Source organism: Marinobacter adhaerens HP15 (genome assembly GCF_000166295.1).
Lineage (GTDB): Bacteria > Pseudomonadota > Gammaproteobacteria > Pseudomonadales > Oleiphilaceae > Marinobacter > Marinobacter adhaerens.
In genome coordinates, this window is record NC_017506.1 from 64,110 (window position 1) to 80,683 (window position 16,574).

14 protein-coding genes are annotated in these 16,574 nt (G+C 48.5%); 9 read left to right on the top strand and 5 right to left on the bottom strand.

The window, feature by feature from the left end; genetic code table 11:
* The first annotated feature begins 50 nt into the window (after positions 1-50).
* The gene (locus HP15_RS00305; RefSeq protein WP_014575690.1) at positions 51-797 is read left to right on the top strand and encodes an SDR family NAD(P)-dependent oxidoreductase; all 747 of its coding nucleotides are present in this window, start codon (positions 51-53) and stop codon (positions 795-797) included.
* Positions 798-810: 13 nt separating this feature from the next.
* Here HP15_RS00305 and HP15_RS00310 read toward each other — a convergent pair whose 3' ends face one another.
* On the bottom strand, positions 811-1,263 hold the full coding sequence (locus HP15_RS00310) for an Lrp/AsnC family transcriptional regulator (RefSeq protein ID WP_041644838.1): 453 nt from the start codon (positions 1,261-1,263) through the stop codon (positions 811-813).
* 157 nt (positions 1,264-1,420) lie between these two features.
* On the opposite strand from HP15_RS00310, the gene HP15_RS00315 reads away from it, so the two are divergent.
* From HP15_RS00315 to HP15_RS00350, 8 genes are all read left to right on the top strand, one after another.
* Positions 1,421-2,650, top strand: a complete 1,230-nt coding sequence (locus HP15_RS00315; protein ID WP_014575692.1) for a thiamine pyrophosphate-dependent enzyme — start codon at positions 1,421-1,423, stop codon at positions 2,648-2,650.
* Between the two features lie 2 nt (positions 2,651-2,652).
* Entirely contained in the window at positions 2,653-3,666 is a 1,014-nt protein-coding gene (locus HP15_RS00320; protein WP_041644839.1) for an alpha-ketoacid dehydrogenase subunit beta, read from the top strand.
* Positions 3,667-3,683: 17 nt separating this feature from the next.
* A complete protein-coding gene (locus HP15_RS00325; protein ID WP_014575695.1) occupies positions 3,684-4,982 on the top strand; it encodes a dihydrolipoamide acetyltransferase family protein in 1,299 nt (432 codons plus the stop codon).
* Positions 4,979-6,364, top strand: coding sequence for a dihydrolipoyl dehydrogenase (gene lpdA / locus HP15_RS00330; RefSeq protein WP_014575696.1), 1,386 nt, complete (start codon positions 4,979-4,981; stop codon positions 6,362-6,364). The genes HP15_RS00325 and lpdA overlap by 4 nt, the downstream gene beginning before the upstream one ends.
* Before the next feature lie 316 nt (positions 6,365-6,680).
* Entirely contained in the window at positions 6,681-8,090 is a 1,410-nt protein-coding gene (locus tag HP15_RS21610) for a CYTH domain-containing protein (RefSeq protein WP_014575697.1), read from the top strand.
* Between the two features lie 36 nt (positions 8,091-8,126).
* The gene (gene folM / locus HP15_RS00340) at positions 8,127-8,825 is read left to right on the top strand and encodes a dihydromonapterin reductase (protein WP_041644840.1); all 699 of its coding nucleotides are present in this window, start codon (positions 8,127-8,129) and stop codon (positions 8,823-8,825) included.
* Between the two features lie 215 nt (positions 8,826-9,040).
* Entirely contained in the window at positions 9,041-12,529 is a 3,489-nt protein-coding gene (locus HP15_RS21615; protein ID WP_014575699.1) for an EAL domain-containing protein, read from the top strand.
* 805 nt (positions 12,530-13,334) lie between these two features.
* Positions 13,335-13,856 (top strand): hypothetical protein, encoded by a 522-nt coding sequence (locus HP15_RS00350; RefSeq protein ID WP_041644842.1) that lies wholly within the window; start codon positions 13,335-13,337, stop codon positions 13,854-13,856.
* A 229-nt stretch (positions 13,857-14,085) separates the two neighbouring features.
* On the opposite strand, the gene HP15_RS00355 is transcribed toward HP15_RS00350, so the two are convergent.
* The 4 genes from HP15_RS00355 to HP15_RS21620 form a co-directional block, all read right to left on the bottom strand.
* Complete coding sequence (locus tag HP15_RS00355; protein ID WP_041644843.1) at positions 14,086-14,775, bottom strand: hypothetical protein; 690 nt, start codon at positions 14,773-14,775, stop codon at positions 14,086-14,088.
* Between the two features lie 197 nt (positions 14,776-14,972).
* A complete protein-coding gene (locus HP15_RS00360) occupies positions 14,973-15,416 on the bottom strand; it encodes a hypothetical protein (protein WP_041644844.1) in 444 nt (147 codons plus the stop codon).
* Complete coding sequence (locus tag HP15_RS22225) at positions 15,409-15,630, bottom strand: hypothetical protein (RefSeq protein WP_169702116.1); 222 nt, start codon at positions 15,628-15,630, stop codon at positions 15,409-15,411. The genes HP15_RS00360 and HP15_RS22225 overlap by 8 nt, the downstream gene beginning before the upstream one ends.
* A gap of 42 nt (positions 15,631-15,672) precedes the next feature.
* Complete coding sequence (locus HP15_RS21620) at positions 15,673-16,308, bottom strand: hypothetical protein (RefSeq protein ID WP_169702117.1); 636 nt, start codon at positions 16,306-16,308, stop codon at positions 15,673-15,675.
* Between the last annotated feature and the right edge of the window lie 266 nt (positions 16,309-16,574).

Genomic DNA, 16,574 nt, shown 5'->3' on the forward strand with positions numbered 1-16,574 from the left:
TGGTGCCTCGAATTTTCGCAAGTTGAGCAACCAATAAGGCAGAACTGAAAATGTCGCGCTTTTCCGAAAAATCATTTGTTATTACCGGTGGCACTAGCGGCATTGGGTTTGCTACAGCACTCTCCATTGCTAAGGAAGGGGGGCGCGTTCTCGTCACGGGTACAGGCCAAGAGCGTCTCGAAGCTGCGGCGACGGCACATCCAAATATAGAAGCGGTCTTCAATGATGCGTCTGATTTCAACACCGCGGACCGGTTGGCTGAAGAGGTTCGAAAGAGATTTGGTTTAATTGACGGCGCGTTTTTGAACGCCGGCAAGGGCGGGGGAGCCATTTTGGGGGAAATCACCCCTGAACTCTATCGAGAGCTAGTCGATCTGAATGTCGGTGGAGTTCTTTTTGGCGTGCAGGCGTTAAGCAGTCTGGTGAAAGACGGAGGCAGCCTAGTGCTCATGTCCTCTCTCGCAAAAGATAAGGGAATGGCTGGTGGCGCGGTCTATTCAGCGGCCAAGGGAGCAGTCCGCTCGATGACCCGAGCTTTTGCTCGTGAGCTTTTGTCGCGTCGAATTCGTGTGAATGCTGTAAGTCCAGGGCCCATCCACACCCCATTTTTTAAGCGCACCGGGCGTACTGATGAGGCGGTGGAACAGATGCAATCTGCGTTTTGTAAGTCAAACCCCATGGGACGGATGGGAACGGCTGATGAAGTGGCGTCCGTGGTTCTGTTCCTATTATCGGATGAGGCTAGCTATGTTACTGGTGCCGATTATGCAGTTGATGGGGGTGAGGCCCAGATATAGAGTGTCGCTCAAGTTAAATGGGAAGGTCTGTGGTTAACTTGACTCGTTTTAATACGAAGCTCGAATTGACACCTGTAACTCCCGGAAGATGGACCAGGGTCTTTTTCAGAAAGTTCTCATAGTCTTCAATACTGCGAGCCATGACTCGAAGCATGTAATCACTTTCTCCGCTCATTGAAAAGCACTCGACTATCTCGGGATGAGTTTGGACCTCCGCCTCAAGAGCTTCCAGAGTTTCCTCCTCCTGCCTAGCTACTTTTAAATGAGCGACCACGTCGATAACTATCCCCAAGCTCTTTGGATCCAGGATAACTGCCCGCCCTGAGATAACACCATCGTCTTCCAGTTTCTTTATTCGGCGCCAACACGGTGTCTGAGATAGACCTATCTTTTCGGCCAAATACGACACGGAAGCCTCAGGCCGGTCCTGGAGAAAGCGCAAAATTTTCAGGTCTGTTGTGTCCATAAAAATCCAGATTCCGAAAAGAGAATTTAATTCTAATATAAGTATAAAATAGGGAAATGCAACCCAAAAAATCCGGTTTTTGGAAGAAAATGAACAAAGAAAATCCCTTATGTGCATGACATCATCGTTGTACAAAGAGAGAGGGGAGTGACACTCAATGACTAATTCGAAACCACTTCATTTGCATGTTCCCGAGCCGCCTGCCCGCCCAGGAGACAAGCCGAGCTTCAGTCATCTTGTGATTCCAGAGGCTGGTGAAACTAGGAAGCCAGATGTCACAGACTCTGAATCGGATATGCGGGATCTGCCTTACGGACTGGTTCGTGTCCTGGACGATAATGGGGCGGCCATCGGGCCGTGGGACCCGGGGTTGTCTCCCGATGTTTTGCGCAAAGGCTTGCGGTCTATGCTTTTGACCCGGGTTTTCGACGAGAGGCTCTTCCGTGTGCATCGTCAGGGAAAAACCAGCTTTTATATGAAGTCGACGGGAGAAGAGGCCATCGGAGCGGCTCAATCACTTGCTCTGTCTCAGGGCGATATGTGTTTTCCTACATACCGGGTGATGAGCTGGTTAATGGCAAGGGATTATCCACTAATCGATATGGTTAATCAGATCTTCTCTAATGAGAAGGACCCGTTGAAAGGCAGGCAACTTCCAATTCTCTTTTCTGCCCGTGACTATGGTTTTTACTCACTTTCAGGAAATGTTGGAAGTCGATTTGGCCATGCGGTGGGTTGGGCCATGGCATCCGCCTACAAAGGCGACGATAAAATTGCCCTAGGTTACATCGGCGAGGGGACTACTGCCGAAGGTGATTTCCACGAGGCACTGACTTTCGCCTCGGTTTACAGGGCTCCTGTAATTCTCTGTGTTACTAACAATCAATGGGCGATTTCTAGCTACTCGGGCATTGCCGGTGCAGAAGCAACGACATTTGCAGCGAAAGCGCTTGCTTATGGATTACCTGGTTTGAGAGTAGATGGTAACGATTTCCTCGCTGTTTGGTCCGCGACAAAGTGGGCAGCAGAGAGGGCTAGAAACAATCTTGGTGCGACTTTGATTGAGTTCTTCACCTACCGTGCTGCTGGCCACTCCACTAGTGACGACCCGACAAAGTATAGGCCCGCAGACGAAGCAGAGCACTGGCCTCTGGGCGATCCACTCGAGCGTCTGAAACATCATCTGATCTCCCTGGGAGAGTGGGATGACGAGCGGCATGAGGCTCTGACCGATGAGTTGTCTGAAACGGTAAGGGCGGCGGTAAAAGAAGGTGAGGCCGTTGGCACTCTCGGTCAATCCAAACCCAGTGTTCGTGAAATGTTCGAAGGCGTCTTTGCAGAACCAGATTGGCGGGTGCTGGAACAGCGCCGGGAAGTGGGGATCTGATAATGGCCAAAATGAATATGATTCAGGCGCTGAACTCAGCGCTAGATGTGATGCTTGAGAGGGATCCCAATGTTCTCATCTTCGGTGAGGATGTTGGTTACTTCGGTGGTGTTTTCCGCGTAACCGACAAGTTGCAGGAGAAGCATGGAAAAACCCGTTGCTTTGATGCTCCCATTTCTGAAGGAGGGATCATCTCAACCGCTATCGGAATGGGCGCCTATGGACTGAGGCCCGTTGCGGAAATTCAGTTTGCAGATTACATCTTACCGGCTTATGACCAATTGGTATCGGAGGCTGCTCGGTTGAGATATAGATCTGGAGGCGAATTTTGGGCGCCTATTACCGTTCGATCGCCCTATGGAGGAGGTATTTTTGGTGGTCAAACCCACAGCCAGAGCCCAGAAGCCATATTTGCGCACATTACCGGTTTGAAGACAGTCATTCCCTCGAATCCCTACGATGCGAAAGGCTTGCTCATATCATCGATTGAGTCTGACGATCCTATTATTTTTCTCGAGCCCAAGCGGATCTATAACGGTCCCTTTGATGGCCACCATGAAAGACAAATTAAAAGCTGGGCCGATCATCCGGATGCCTCTGTGCCAGAGGGACACTATACGGTTCCATTAGGTAAAGCCGCCACGGTTCGTCATGGCAGCGATGTCACTGTGCTGGCATACGGAGCAATGGTACATGTGGCTAAGGCAGGAATCGAAGAGAGTGGCGTTGATGCTGAGCTTCTAGATCTGCGCTCGATCGTTCCTCTGGATATCGACGCAATTGTTCAGTCAGTCAAAAAGACAGGTCGTTGTGTGATTCTCCATGAGGCGTCTCGTTATGGTGGGTTCGGAGGAGAGCTTTCCGCGCTTGTCCAAGAACGTTGTTTTTATCACCTCAAAAGCCCTATCGAAAGAGTCGCTGGCTGGGATACTCCATACCCACATGCATTTGAGTGGGATTATTTTCCAGGGCCCATGAGACTTGCTAAAGCATTGCAAAAGTCGATGAATCACTGATTACGGAGGAAAGAAAAATGGGGCTATATGTATTCCGCCTTCCGGATATTGGTGAGGGCGTCGCCGAGGCCGAGATTGTTGAGTGGTATGTAAAAATCGGAGACAAGATCGAAGAGGACCAGACTCTTGTCGATGTTATGACCGATAAAGCTACTGTTGATATCACTTCACCTGTCAGTGGTGTTGTTGTTGCAGTTCATGGAAACATTGGTGATCAGGCTGCCGTTGGGTCAACTTTGGTTGAGCTGGAAGTAGAAGGAACTGGTAATGTTGATCAAGCTGAACTGGTGGACGTTCCGGAAACTCAAGCCGTCGAACCATCCGATAAAGAGGCTGAAGAGGAACCTCAACCTGAATTTAGTTCAGAGTCGAGTAATCCAAGAAAATCAGAGTATAGAGGGGGGCAGGTATCTGCAGATAGATATCCTTTGCGTAATCCTGGAGATGATCCTCTGGCTGCGCCAGCCACTCGAAAGCGAGCCTACGAACTAGGAATCCCTCTTCAGTTTGTCCCGGGCACCGGACCTGGCGGGCGAATTACACCAGATGATCTGCAAAGTTATATCGAGCAAGGAGGCGCTGGGCCTGTCCAATCTGGGCATGCGAAGCGGACGACGGTCACTGAGCAGAAAGTTATTGGTCTGCGCCGGAAAATCGCAGAAAAGATGCAGGACGCTAAAAGGCGAATTCCACATTTTGGATTCGTCGAAGCATTTGATTTGACCGAGCTGGAAAATCTGCGAAAAGCCTTGAATGCAGATCGCGGTGAGGATACGCCGAAACTGACATTGTTGCCCTTCTTTATGAAGGCCGTCGCGCAGCTGCAGAGTGAATTCCCTGAGATTAATGCTCGTTATGATGACGAGGCAGGCATTCTATATAAATACGATGGTGTTCATATCGGCATTGCCGCACAGACTCCCCAAGGCCTGATGGTGCCAGTGGTAAGGCATGTTGAGTCTCTCAATCTTTGGGACTGTGCTAGAGAGCTGAGCAGGGTGACCAAGGCTGCTCGTGAGGGCACTGCCGCGCGAGATGAACTTTCCGGATCGACGATTACTTTGACTAGTCTCGGAGTTCTTGGTGGCATTTCTGCTACGCCAATCATTAATGCTCCGGAAGTGGCAATAATTGGTCCCAATAAGTTGGAAGAGCGCCCTGTAGTACGTGATGGTCAAATGGTAATTCGGACCATGATGAACGTGTCGTCGTCTTTTGATCATCGGATTGTTGATGGTCACGACGCAGCAAGTTTCATTCAACGGCTAAAGCGTTTGATTGAGCGACCCACCTTGATATTTCTGGAGCGTCCATGAGCGAAGTAATCAAAACAAAAGTTCTGGTTGTTGGGGGCGGTCCCGGCGGATACGTTGCAGCGATTCGTTGTGGCCAGTTAGGACTCGATACTGTTCTTGTCGAAGCGGATCAATTAGGCGGAACATGCCTGACTCGAGGATGTATTCCGTCAAAAGCGATGATCCACGCGGCCAGTGAATTTTCCGCCATGATGAAAGCTGCGAGTAAGCCGCATCTAGGGATTTCATTGTCGGAACCGCCAAAAGTGGATCTGGCTGCAACTGTGGATTGGAAAGACTCCATCGTCAAGCGACTGAACACGGGAGTAGCTGCCCTGCTCAAGCGAGCAAAAGTAAAGGTGGTTAAAGGTTGGGGGACTTTTTCGGATGCCAAAACATGCAACGTAGAAACCGCCGATGGGGTGATTACTATCCAGAGCGAGCATGTGATTTTGGCGACTGGTTCTGCGCCTGTTGAATTGCCATTTCTGCCCTTGGGCGGAAAAGTGATTAGCTCAACTGAGGCGTTGTCCCTCCCAGACGTGCCTTCAAAGCTAGTCGTTATTGGCGCTGGTTACATTGGGCTGGAGCTGGGCATTGCATATGCGAAATTGGGAAGCGATGTGACAATTGTAGAATCGTCTGATCGCATTCTACCTCTGTATGATGAAGCTCTCGTTGAGCCAGTCCGGCGCTGGCTGGATGAGAGTGCTGTAAAGCTCCATCTGAATGCTCGCGCTTTGGGAGAGCGTGATGGAGGTCTAGCCGTCGAGCTTGAAGGCGGTAGCGAAACCGTTTTGCCCGCCGATAATATTTTGGTAACAGTCGGGCGAAAGCCGGTGACACAAGGCTGGGGGCTCGAAAATATGGCGCTGGATATGGATGGTCGCTATGTGAGAGTGGACGAGCAATGCGCGACCTCTATGAAAAATGTCTGGGCGATTGGCGATTTGGTTGGTGAGCCGATGCTAGCCCATAAAGCTTCAGCTCAAGGAGAGGTCGTGGCCGAGGTGATTGCCGGCAAAAGGCGTCGATTTGATCCTGTGGCTATTCCCGCTGTTTGCTTTACCGAGCCCGAAATTGTGAGCGTGGGCGCTGAGCCTAGTCTGGCTGGAACAGTGACTGGAGTGTTCCCTGTAGCGGCGAATGGGCGAGCCCTATCAATGGATGCAGGAGACAACGGGGGCTTTGTAAGGGTCGTTGCACATTCGGAAACCCATAGAATTTTGGGGGTACAGGCCGTTGGTACTCATATCTCCGAATTAACGGCAGCTTTTGTCACTGCCGTCGAAATGGGCGCCACCGTCGATGATATTGAAGGTATGATTCAAGCGCACCCGACGTTGGGAGAAATGTTCCATGAGGCATCTCTGAAAATTCTTGGCCACGCAATTCACGCATAGTTGCCGAATGGAGAGGCTCGTAAGCGCTCTTGATATCATCATGCTGGGTACGGCTGAGTATCAATCTGAGGGACTGAATGAACCAGTTCCTCAGACTCTCGCACCTGGCTCGATTACGTGGAGCACGAACGATCACTCAGATCACGATTCACAGCTGAGCCAGGTTCTAGATAAGTCACGATAAGCAGTCACTTATCATGGTTCATATACGAGTGGAAACGACTCCACGTTCAAAGCATGTGGGAGAAGTTAAGAAAAAGTTGACGGGGCAGAGGAATACCAAGCTCAAGTCCTCCGACTACTAAAGAGATATGCATTGTTTACGGAAACCGAAATAAAGTTGAGGATCACTCCTAAAACTGCGGACTCTATCAAGGCTAGCTCGCTGGTAGATTCTCGCTTGGTTGGATGCTGGCAATCGAGCATGATTCTCAATCAGTACTATGATACTGCGGAAAGAGATCTCGCCCGCGCAGGGGTTGCGTTGCGTCTGCGCATCGATGGCAATAGATATATCCAAACTTTCAAGCATAGCGGTAGCGGTCTGGCTGGCCTGTCTGTCAGGAAGGAATGGGATTGGTATTTAGATTCGCCAGAGCTCGACACCGCTTTGATTGAGTCAAATAGCTGGCCGGCTGGATTGCGGGAGTTGGACCTGAGCCACATCGAACCCATTTTCCGCACTGACTTTCGTAGGACCCGCGGTCTCTTACGTTGGGCTTTGCATGGGAGAACCGTGGAAGCGGAAGTGGCGATTGATCAGGGCTCAATAGCCACAGATGCAGGTTTTGAGCCTATATGTGAGCTAGAAATAGAACTAAGAGAGGGGCCTGAAACCGCCGTCACTGCGCTAGCACTAGAGTTGGCGAATACTAATTCGTTAATGCCTTGTGATTTGAGTAAATCAGATCGTGGTTACAGACTCCTCGGATTCTGCTCTGGCATAGCTCATGATGACCGAGAAGAGCTATGGCGCGGATCAAAAATTTCAAGTGTGGTCCTTGGTTTGGGGCGCTCCATACTTAATGACGTGGTTTCATTATCCGAACACTTTTTTTCGTTCCGTGACCACGAAAGCTTCTCCAAACTGCACCTGAAAGTGATATTTCTTTACTCATATTTTCACCTTTTTGATTTTGTGAAATTTCGGATCAAAAAATTTAGGGAGCTGTCGAGTCTGGCGGGCAGACTCTTGGATGAATCTAGCCATTTGTCTCAAATTGCGAACAGTGAAGGTTTCGATTCAGGGCTGGCCTCTCGGATCCTTAGTGTATTCATTGAGGAACATTTGTGGGGGCAACTTTTAATTGGGTTTGGGGACTGGCTGTTTAGTTACGAATTGGAGTGCGAAGTCCAGGAAGCTGGTAACGAAAGCTTTATAGACGAATCCTTAGAGTCTTGGCTAGCCACAGAAGCAAAAAAAACGACTAGCGCCATTAGGCTTTGGCATAAAAAAAATACCTGTAAAGATGGTGGTAGGTGTGCAGAGTCTGAATTAAACCCCATTTATCGCCTCGCGTTCCTGGTTGAGTATTTTGATGAATGCTTTGGGATTAATAAAAGCCACCAAAATCCCGATCTTAAAGAGTTCTTGTTATATGAACAGGTTGAAGCAGTACCCACATATCTTTCTTGGAAAGGTTCAACCGTATGGCTGGCGATAGAAAGGTTGGAGGAGCAGGCTGAACAGTATGTGCAAGGAAGTGCCAAAGGCTCGGATTCATAAGGTCGAATTAATGTTAGATATTGTCAGGAGAAAACCGTGAAGAATAAACCATCAATACTTATCACGGGGGGCGGGCAACGCATTGGACTTCACTGCGCTCAACGGTTTGTTGAGGACGGTTACCACGTTACGATCACATGCCGAAATTTTCGCAAAGAGTGGGCGGAAAATCCTCTTGAAGGCATAGATGTCATTCAGGCAGACTTCTCGACAATAGAAGGGATTGAAGAATTTATTGATACGATAAAATCCCAAGGAAAAAAATTTAGAGCAATCATACATAACGCTTCGCAATGGCTTGATGATAGTGAGGGGTACGAATCGTTTCAAACGATGTTTATGATTCACATGCAGGCTCCTTACATGATCAATAATGCCTGTGACGTGCTGTTTTATGACAACGGGCCTGCTGATATCGTTCATGTTACGGACTATGGTGCTCAACACGGTAGTGGTAAGCACGTGGCTTACGCTTCTACGAAAGCAGGCCTTGAAAACATGACATTGTCGTATGCGAAGAAGTTGGCTCCACGAGTAAAGGTCAACTCGATAGCTCCTTTTCTTATTATGTTCAATAAATGGGATTCAGAGGAGTATAAAGAAAAATCGTTAAATAAATCGGTCTTGGGAATCGAGCCGGGACCTGAAGTCGTCTACCAAGGGGTGCGTTATCTGATGGATAATATTTATGTTACAGGCGAATGCTTGAATTTGGATGGTGGTCGGCACCTGTAAGTGGGATGTATTTGGGTGCTAGACATTTTTTTTATGACATATGAGCTGCAATAGTGGTGTAAGATTCTTTATTATTTTCAGTGATAATTAAAGTGAAAGGCCGTTTTATTAAGCCCTCCGAAGACCTGATTTTCGAGGTCGTCTTCTCTCTATAATGTTCAGCGGCTGATTGGGTTTATAGAGAGCCGAATTTTTAAATAGGTATAAAAAGAATAATGACAGAACAAACCTCGAGCCTGTCGCGTCAAGCTGTTCTTTTATTGCTTCTATTAAGCTGTATTGCAATTGGGGCAAAAATATTACTCCTTGAATTCATGAAAATTGATCTCGTGCCAGTTTCTCAAGATCTCACTCTAGCAGAGGCAGTAGGCCTGATACTGGCGGGCTTCACTTTGGGCGTTATGGTGCTTGGAGTTTCAAAGCCAGTTAGGCTGGTTTTCTCGGCAGTTTTGCTCATATACAGTCTGAGCAGCTTGGTGCAATCAGTTAACATTTTCGGAGTATCTGGGCTTTTCTCGATAAAGGTTGGGTTGTTACCGTTAATGCCCGCTGCGATTGCAACACTCGCAGGCATTTGTTGTGCACTGGGGCTGACTCGACGAACTCTGATTCTCTGGCGGCTATTCGGCAGCATAGCTGGAACAGTCGGCATTCTTGCGATTCTTCAGGGATTGGGTGTTTCAAGCTTCCCGAGTATTCTCCAGATTCCGGCTGATCAGGCGTCTTTTACCGGGGCTCTTTTTGCGATAGCAATTGGCGTTATTGCATGGATGTTGGCCCGAAGTATTGATCGTCCGGCTATCTCACTTCCCTACTCGGCGATCGGCATAGGGATCTCTGGGACGCTGGCAACCGTGATTTTGATGTGTGTTGCGTCCATCGACCGCCATGAAGAAAGGTTGAAAGCTGCAAACGGGGTCCTTGAAAATCTGACTCATGCTATTGAACAGGCCAGTGAAAACAGAATGCGTGTTTTGCAGAGGATGGCCGAGCGATGGGCCTTATTATCAGAGTATGTCGGGGATGAAATTTACAAGACGGATGCTCGATTATTAACTCAAGACAAACTCGGTTTTCTCGCGTATGCGCTTATCGGTGTTTCAGGCTGGCGCTATGCCTCTGTTCCCAGCACTGGTCAGTGGCTAGAAGAACAACTGGATAAGCCGGAGAGCTCTCGTTGGTTACGTGAGTTCAGGGCTGGAGAGGAGCCTGGATCCTGGTTTTTTCCGAGTGATGACTACCCCTCGCGCGCTTTTCTTGTTGTCAGACCGCCTAACAATTCCAAATACATACTCATCGGATTGGTGGACTTAAGAGAGTTTATCCAGGCAGAAACACGTCAAGCAGCTGATGAGCTGGTAATTAACGTGTCGCGTAGTGGTATTCCACTTACCTCCATTGCCGGGGCAATTGGCGCAGCTGGTAAAAAGGGGGAGGTGTACGCCGAGTCTCAAGCACAGTTGCCAGGAAATGGCCAACCGTTGATAGCGCGAGCGCTGCCCCGATTCGATGCGATCGATAATCAACTCCCCGTGGCAATCTTTTTCTTTGGTCTGATGTTCACTCATCAGCTCATACTTAGTCGATCCCTGAGCCATATTCGCCATGAGCAATCCAAGACTCTCGCTTTGAGTGAGCAGAGGTTTCGGTCGTTATATGACCACAACCCGGATGCCGTCTTCTCTCTTGATGCAGATGGACGTTATCGAGATATTAATCCTGCGACGAAACATAGCCTGGGGGTGCCAAATTGTGAATTGCGGGGAAGGCATTTTACCGAACGGATAAACAAGGAAACCGTTCCAGAAGGGGATTTGAAAGAAGTCTTTCGCGCCTACACTGAAGCTACGCGTGGCTATCCAAGAACGGACTTCTCAATGTCGCTTCGAACATCAGGGCATGAGGTCCGCCATTTCGACGTCACGTTCCTTCCAATAGTTATTCAGGATCGGATTGACGGGGTATTTGCTATTGCGAAAGACATCACTAAACGAGTCAGGACGGAAGAGCAGCAACGCATAATGCAGCGAAGCGTTGAGGCAAGTAGCAACGCAGTCGTCATAACTAATGCGAGGGATCCAGGATTCCCGGTTGTATATGTGAATCCGGCATTCTCGCAGATCACCGGTTTCGGTAGTGAGGAGGTAGAAGGCCAGTCCTTGGGCTTCCTGATCGGAGAGGGTTCGGAAGACGACGACATTGAACGCATAAAGGTAGCTGTGCGTGAGCATCGCTCAGTGTCGGTGACCATGCGAAGCTATAGAAAAGATGGTGCACCTTTCTGGTATCAGCTTTTTCTTTCTCCAGTACGGGATGACGAAGGAGAAGTCACGCATTTTGTTGCTGTAATCAATGATATCTCGGAAAAGAAAGAGCAAGACGAGGAAATGGCCTATCAGGCAACGCACGACCTCCTGACCGGTCTTGCAAATAGATCACTTTTTAACGACCGACTAAAGCACGACTTTGAATTGGCAAAGCGTCATAGCCAATCAATGGCAGTTCTATTTATTGATCTCGATGAGTTCAAACCAATAAATGACACGCTTGGGCACAGGGTCGGAGATAAACTGCTTGTCAGTGTGGCGGAGAGATTGAATAGTTTGATCAGGCCGAGTGACACTTTGGCCCGCTTTGGAGGTGACGAATTTGTATTGTTGCTTCCGGATCTTGAAGAGACAGGACTTGCCGAGGAAATTGCAGAACGTATTCTTCAGGAGCTTGCGAAACCGCACCAGATTGATAATAACGAATTGCATATTTCTGCGAGCATAGGGATCGCTACGAATTCGCACTCCTCAAGATTTCCGGAAAAGCTGCTTCAGCGAGCTGATATGGCCATGTATAAAGCCAAACAACAGGGCCGTGATACCTATGAGATTTATTCTGCAGATCTTGATGAAGCGCTATCGACACGGGTGACGCTAAGAAATGATTTGCAGGAAGCGATCAAGGGTGATCAGCTAAGATTGCATTATCAACCACTTGTAAACGCTGATGGCAGCATCGTGAGCCTTGAGGCATTAGTGCGTTGGCAGCATCCCCAAAAGGGCAGCATTTCACCAGCGGATTTTATTCCGATTGCAGAAGAGACAGGACAGATAGTTCCATTAGGGAAGTGGGTGACGAGAAAGGCTTGTGAGGACGCCTTGATCCTTATCGAACGTGGATTGCGTATGGGTTGCATGGCTGTGAACCTATCGCCGATGCAGTTTCATCGTCCCAACTTTCTCAACGTGCTTCGACAGATATTGGAAGAGACTGGTTTGCCTCCTGAATATCTGGAGTTAGAGTTGACAGAGGGAATTCTGATGAAAGATACGGGGGGAGCTAAGAATATTCTGAATGACCTTCGGGGTATGGGTGTCAAAACTGCGATTGATGACTTTGGTACAGGTTTTTCAAGTTTTGGTTATCTGCGCGAATTGCCAGTGGATAAAATAAAGATTGATAGAAGCTTTGTTGAAGATGTCACCTCCTGTGAGAAAGATGCGGCTGTGTGCAAGGGCGTCATTACCTTGGCCAGGGAGCTCGGCATGAGAGTCGTTGCTGAGGGCGTGGAGACGGAAGAGCAGTATCGATATCTTGCAAAACATGGTTGTACCGGATTTCAGGGGTACTACTTCGCTAAACCTATGGCTCTTGATGAGCTGATTGTTTGGGTCGAAGAGAATGCAGGGGGCCTGAGGTGGCAGCGGCTATAATTCCTCACTGGTCTCGTAAATTGCATTAAACTTATTGAATTAGCTGGCGGGTTATGGGCGTCATGTTGGCGTGCTATGACCGCAAGACTATTTGAACCCATACAAAAGAAGCTGTTTCACGCTGCTTGGTATTTCTTACGAACACCAATCCCCACAATATTCTTATGCTTGATTTATGGAACTAGGTTTGCGAATTATTTCGGGAAACTATGTTGTGTAAATCGGTGTAGGAAGAAGAAAAAGCCTACCCGGAGAAAGTTCGGCCAGGATCATACTCCCTCCCTCTTTCTATTATTTTTACCTCTGGTGTAGATAAAGCAAAAACAAGGTGTGACGAACGCAAATAGGACATAAGCCAGAGAAATTAACCCTGACTGGCTCACGTTCTGAATTGCTCCTATGGCAAAGTGGAAGAAACAGGCCGGCTGCAATCGAGTGATTATCGACACAAACTAGACCAGGGGGGCGGTGCCCAAACTCACTTCGAACAAATCAGTTTTACACCAGCTTTTGGTTGTTTTGTTGAGCTCGTGTCGAAAAAACACGTCAAGACGACCCCGGTGCCTGCTATATATCCTAGAAAATGGCTCTATCGAAGCAAATTTGATGGAGTCGACATGAAGCCAATCCTAACTGCACGAAGTTCTTCTTTAACAAGCTCGCGCCATTGCTCAATGGAGCCAACGCTAGTTGCATCGTCAGTTTCGGCGCGCCAAGCAAAACCTACCGCCGCTCAAACTCTTTAAATTCGCTCATTTCAAGCAGCTGATTCCCTCCAATACATGAGAAATCCGGACGAGAAATTATGCAAATGATCCCTCAAATTAAACTGTTCGTTGGTGACGGTGAAATGAGTTACGTGGCGCCAGAACGAAGTGAAATCTGTATCAAGCTGAATTTCGGGATGGGGAAGGAATCCGCGTCCATATCCGAACCGTTCCTGTTGAGGCGAGGAGTGGAACGTGGATGTGAGTGGGGAGATTTTTTTGGCCACACCATGACGCTGAGGCTCGGGCGATACGTTCAGGCCTCGGAACTGGCGAAGCTGAAAGACAGAATCAGACCGCACGTAAAAACAATTAGATCAGGCTATCATTGTGTTGATGAGAAAACTTATGCAATTTTCGATAATTCAGCTTTAGAAGGCATTGATAAACTACATCGGGTTGTCTCGGCGTTCTCCTTTCATTTTGAAGAACCTTGTAACCCTGATGTAGCGATTGCCAAAATCATGTTAAATATGAGTGAGAGCGACCTCGCGCGATTGAGCCGTTGCCCAAGCAGCACTTTGAAACAAATGGCAGCTGATTATTCAAAGCAATGTTAACCGTATATGCATCCTTGGGACGCCTATCAATGCCTTAAACAGGTTCAGAAAAATCTAAAAGAAAGCTGCTTTTCCAAATAAAGAAATGGCTTAGACAGTAGAGGGCCAACTACTCTCCTTCTGTCTGTTTCATAACCTTCTTCCCTGTAGCTGCGAGGGAAGTGAATCCTGTCAAAATGTCGATAAAGCGCACCTGCTGTTTGGCCCCGTTCGGCAAAGAGGATTATGACTACTTCCGGAACTCCGACACTTCCCGCTCGAGATTTGCATACATGGTTAAGAAATCATCGCCATCAAGACGCCCGCCGATGTCTTCCCGGGCTTTCTTCTTATTTATCTGGCTACGTTGCTCGGCATAAACATGGTGCAGCACACTGGGTGGTAAATCGTGGCCTTCGTGTTCGTTTAACTGTTTGCGAAGCGCTTTAAATTGAGCAGGGCTGGGTGTGAGCTTCAGCTTGTCGGCAACGTCCTTTTGCCTAATCTCATAGATTTCTCCCCAATGAGAAACTGCCTGCTGCCAGGCTTGTGAGAGTGTCACTTTCTCATCAATGTAGAATTTCGTGGCAGCCCCTCGCTTGTTAACTGAAAAGTAACAGACTTCTTGGTCGGCTCTTCTGCCCGAGCCGATCCCAAGCGTGATGCCATGAAACCCAACACCGCGATATGGCCGAGTTGTGGGGTGTTCCTTCGTAATGAAGTCCAGGTATTGTATGGCGGCAGATCGCGCCATGTATCGGGCCTCGTAATATCGGGCTCGCGTTTCCTGGTACTGGTGCCAGAGTTCTTGGGAGATTTGGTAGTTCGGTCGATCTAATGAAAAGTATTTCTGAAAGCGCTTGCCACGAATGGTGGCAACAACACGCCAGCCGTGAAATCGAGATGATAACTCACCCTTCTCGTAAAATCTTATAGCCATGAATAGTCGATCTCTCTCTTTAGCACTCTGGTCGAAAATTTCACACTAGTGATGATAACGCAGCAGCGTTAGGCCTTGATTTTTTAAGTCGTGGCAACTTAAACCGCTGATTCAAGTTTTTCGCAGTCCGTATGTCGATGTCGCATTGTCATGCCCGATTAAATTAGATCCTTCTTGCATCTCGAAATACGAACGTTTTAAAGGCCCCGATGCTTTCTCCTGACGTGAATGAAACAGGCTCCCGGAATAAAAATGGTACATGCGGTGCCAATCATTAGAACCGCCACAGAATCTATCACATGCTGAAAAAATGCGATCGCCATGTAACAGGCCAAAAACGCCACCAGATGCAACGCGCAAAAGAGCGTCATCTCCGCGGCAGTGGGTATGTTCCGACCGGCGCGATTCGATGTAATCTGAAGGCCACTTACCACCAGGGTTGCCGCTAGCGGGGCTACAAACATAAGGCCTGTTGCACCACCTACGCCTTGAATGTCCTCTGGACTGATCCAGGAATAGGGGCCGTAGGCTCCGACTAGAGTGATAGCGCTCAGCACAAACAACGCCATTCCTGCGCAATTCAGATAGACGCGAACGTCGTCATTGGCATCCTGATCGGGACAGCCTCCGCCTCTAGCCATGGCTATCCTTCCCTTTCGAGAAATGCTTTTTCGCCCAGGCTTCCAATTGATCTGCTTTCCAATATCCCGCAAGACCAAGCAATGTCAGTGTTACTACAAATCCGCCGAATCCGATCAATCCAAGAAACATATTCATAGGTTTGCTCCAGTAATCTGAACCTGATGACCAGAATACCGGATTTCTGGATTCGTCCAAGTTATGCTCTGTGAGCACGCGGTTTCCTTGGATTGCAGGCGATCTATGAGCACGGTGCCGTCAGTCGGAGATCCGGAATCTTGCCAACTCAAGAACAGGTTCAGGGTTGCCGGTAGAGATGAGCCAGTCACGCGCACAGACCGCGCCACTTTGACCCTCGAGGTCCGGGTTGGGCAGAAGCATGAAGCGAGAGAGTGCCAACGGAGTGATGGATTTTCCTATGAGAGCCAGTATTGATTCGAGGTGGGGGATTGTTTCTGAATCCATGAACTGCCATCGGGGAAAACGAATCTGCCCATCTGCCAATGCAAAAGCGTGCAACATTGGAGGACTACACAACGCTCTTTGCTTGGCTTCTAAGGATGAAATTTTAAGCAAAGTTGCTACAGACTCAAGATTGAGTGAGCTGCCGACGAGGGCGCGGCATTCCTCAACCAACTCACCGAGTAGTTTAATTGCCCCAGCAGTGATTTCTGGCTGGGGGCTTTGGTCGAGCCCCTTGGCCCCTCCTTTTTTAAGGACGGCGATCTCTTTAGCTGATAGTGGATTAGTACTTTGCTTGCGTTCGGAAGCTAAACGCAGCGAGGGAGCAATACCTGCCCCATTCAATAAACGTCGAAGCTGTATGTTGGAGACTCCAAGGCCCGACATTATCTGCATGTCATAATCTGTAATCAGCGGCGCTTTTGTTTGCACGGTATTTTTCTCTACGGGCTCGCTTTCCCCTTATCCCTCCAGTTTGACAGACATTCGTTTTCTTACCAGCTCATATCGGATGTTTAAGCATTTTGGAGAAGGTGCCTCTATCCGATGACGAATTCGCATCGATTTTCGTTAATTTGGCGTCAACACAGTTTTGCTTATCCCGGAGAAAATATGATTTAAACAAGCGAATGGGAGCTAGCAGTGTTGTTGAATTTGGAGTTTCGCGTAATCCGGCGCGATCGATTGTTACCCATTTC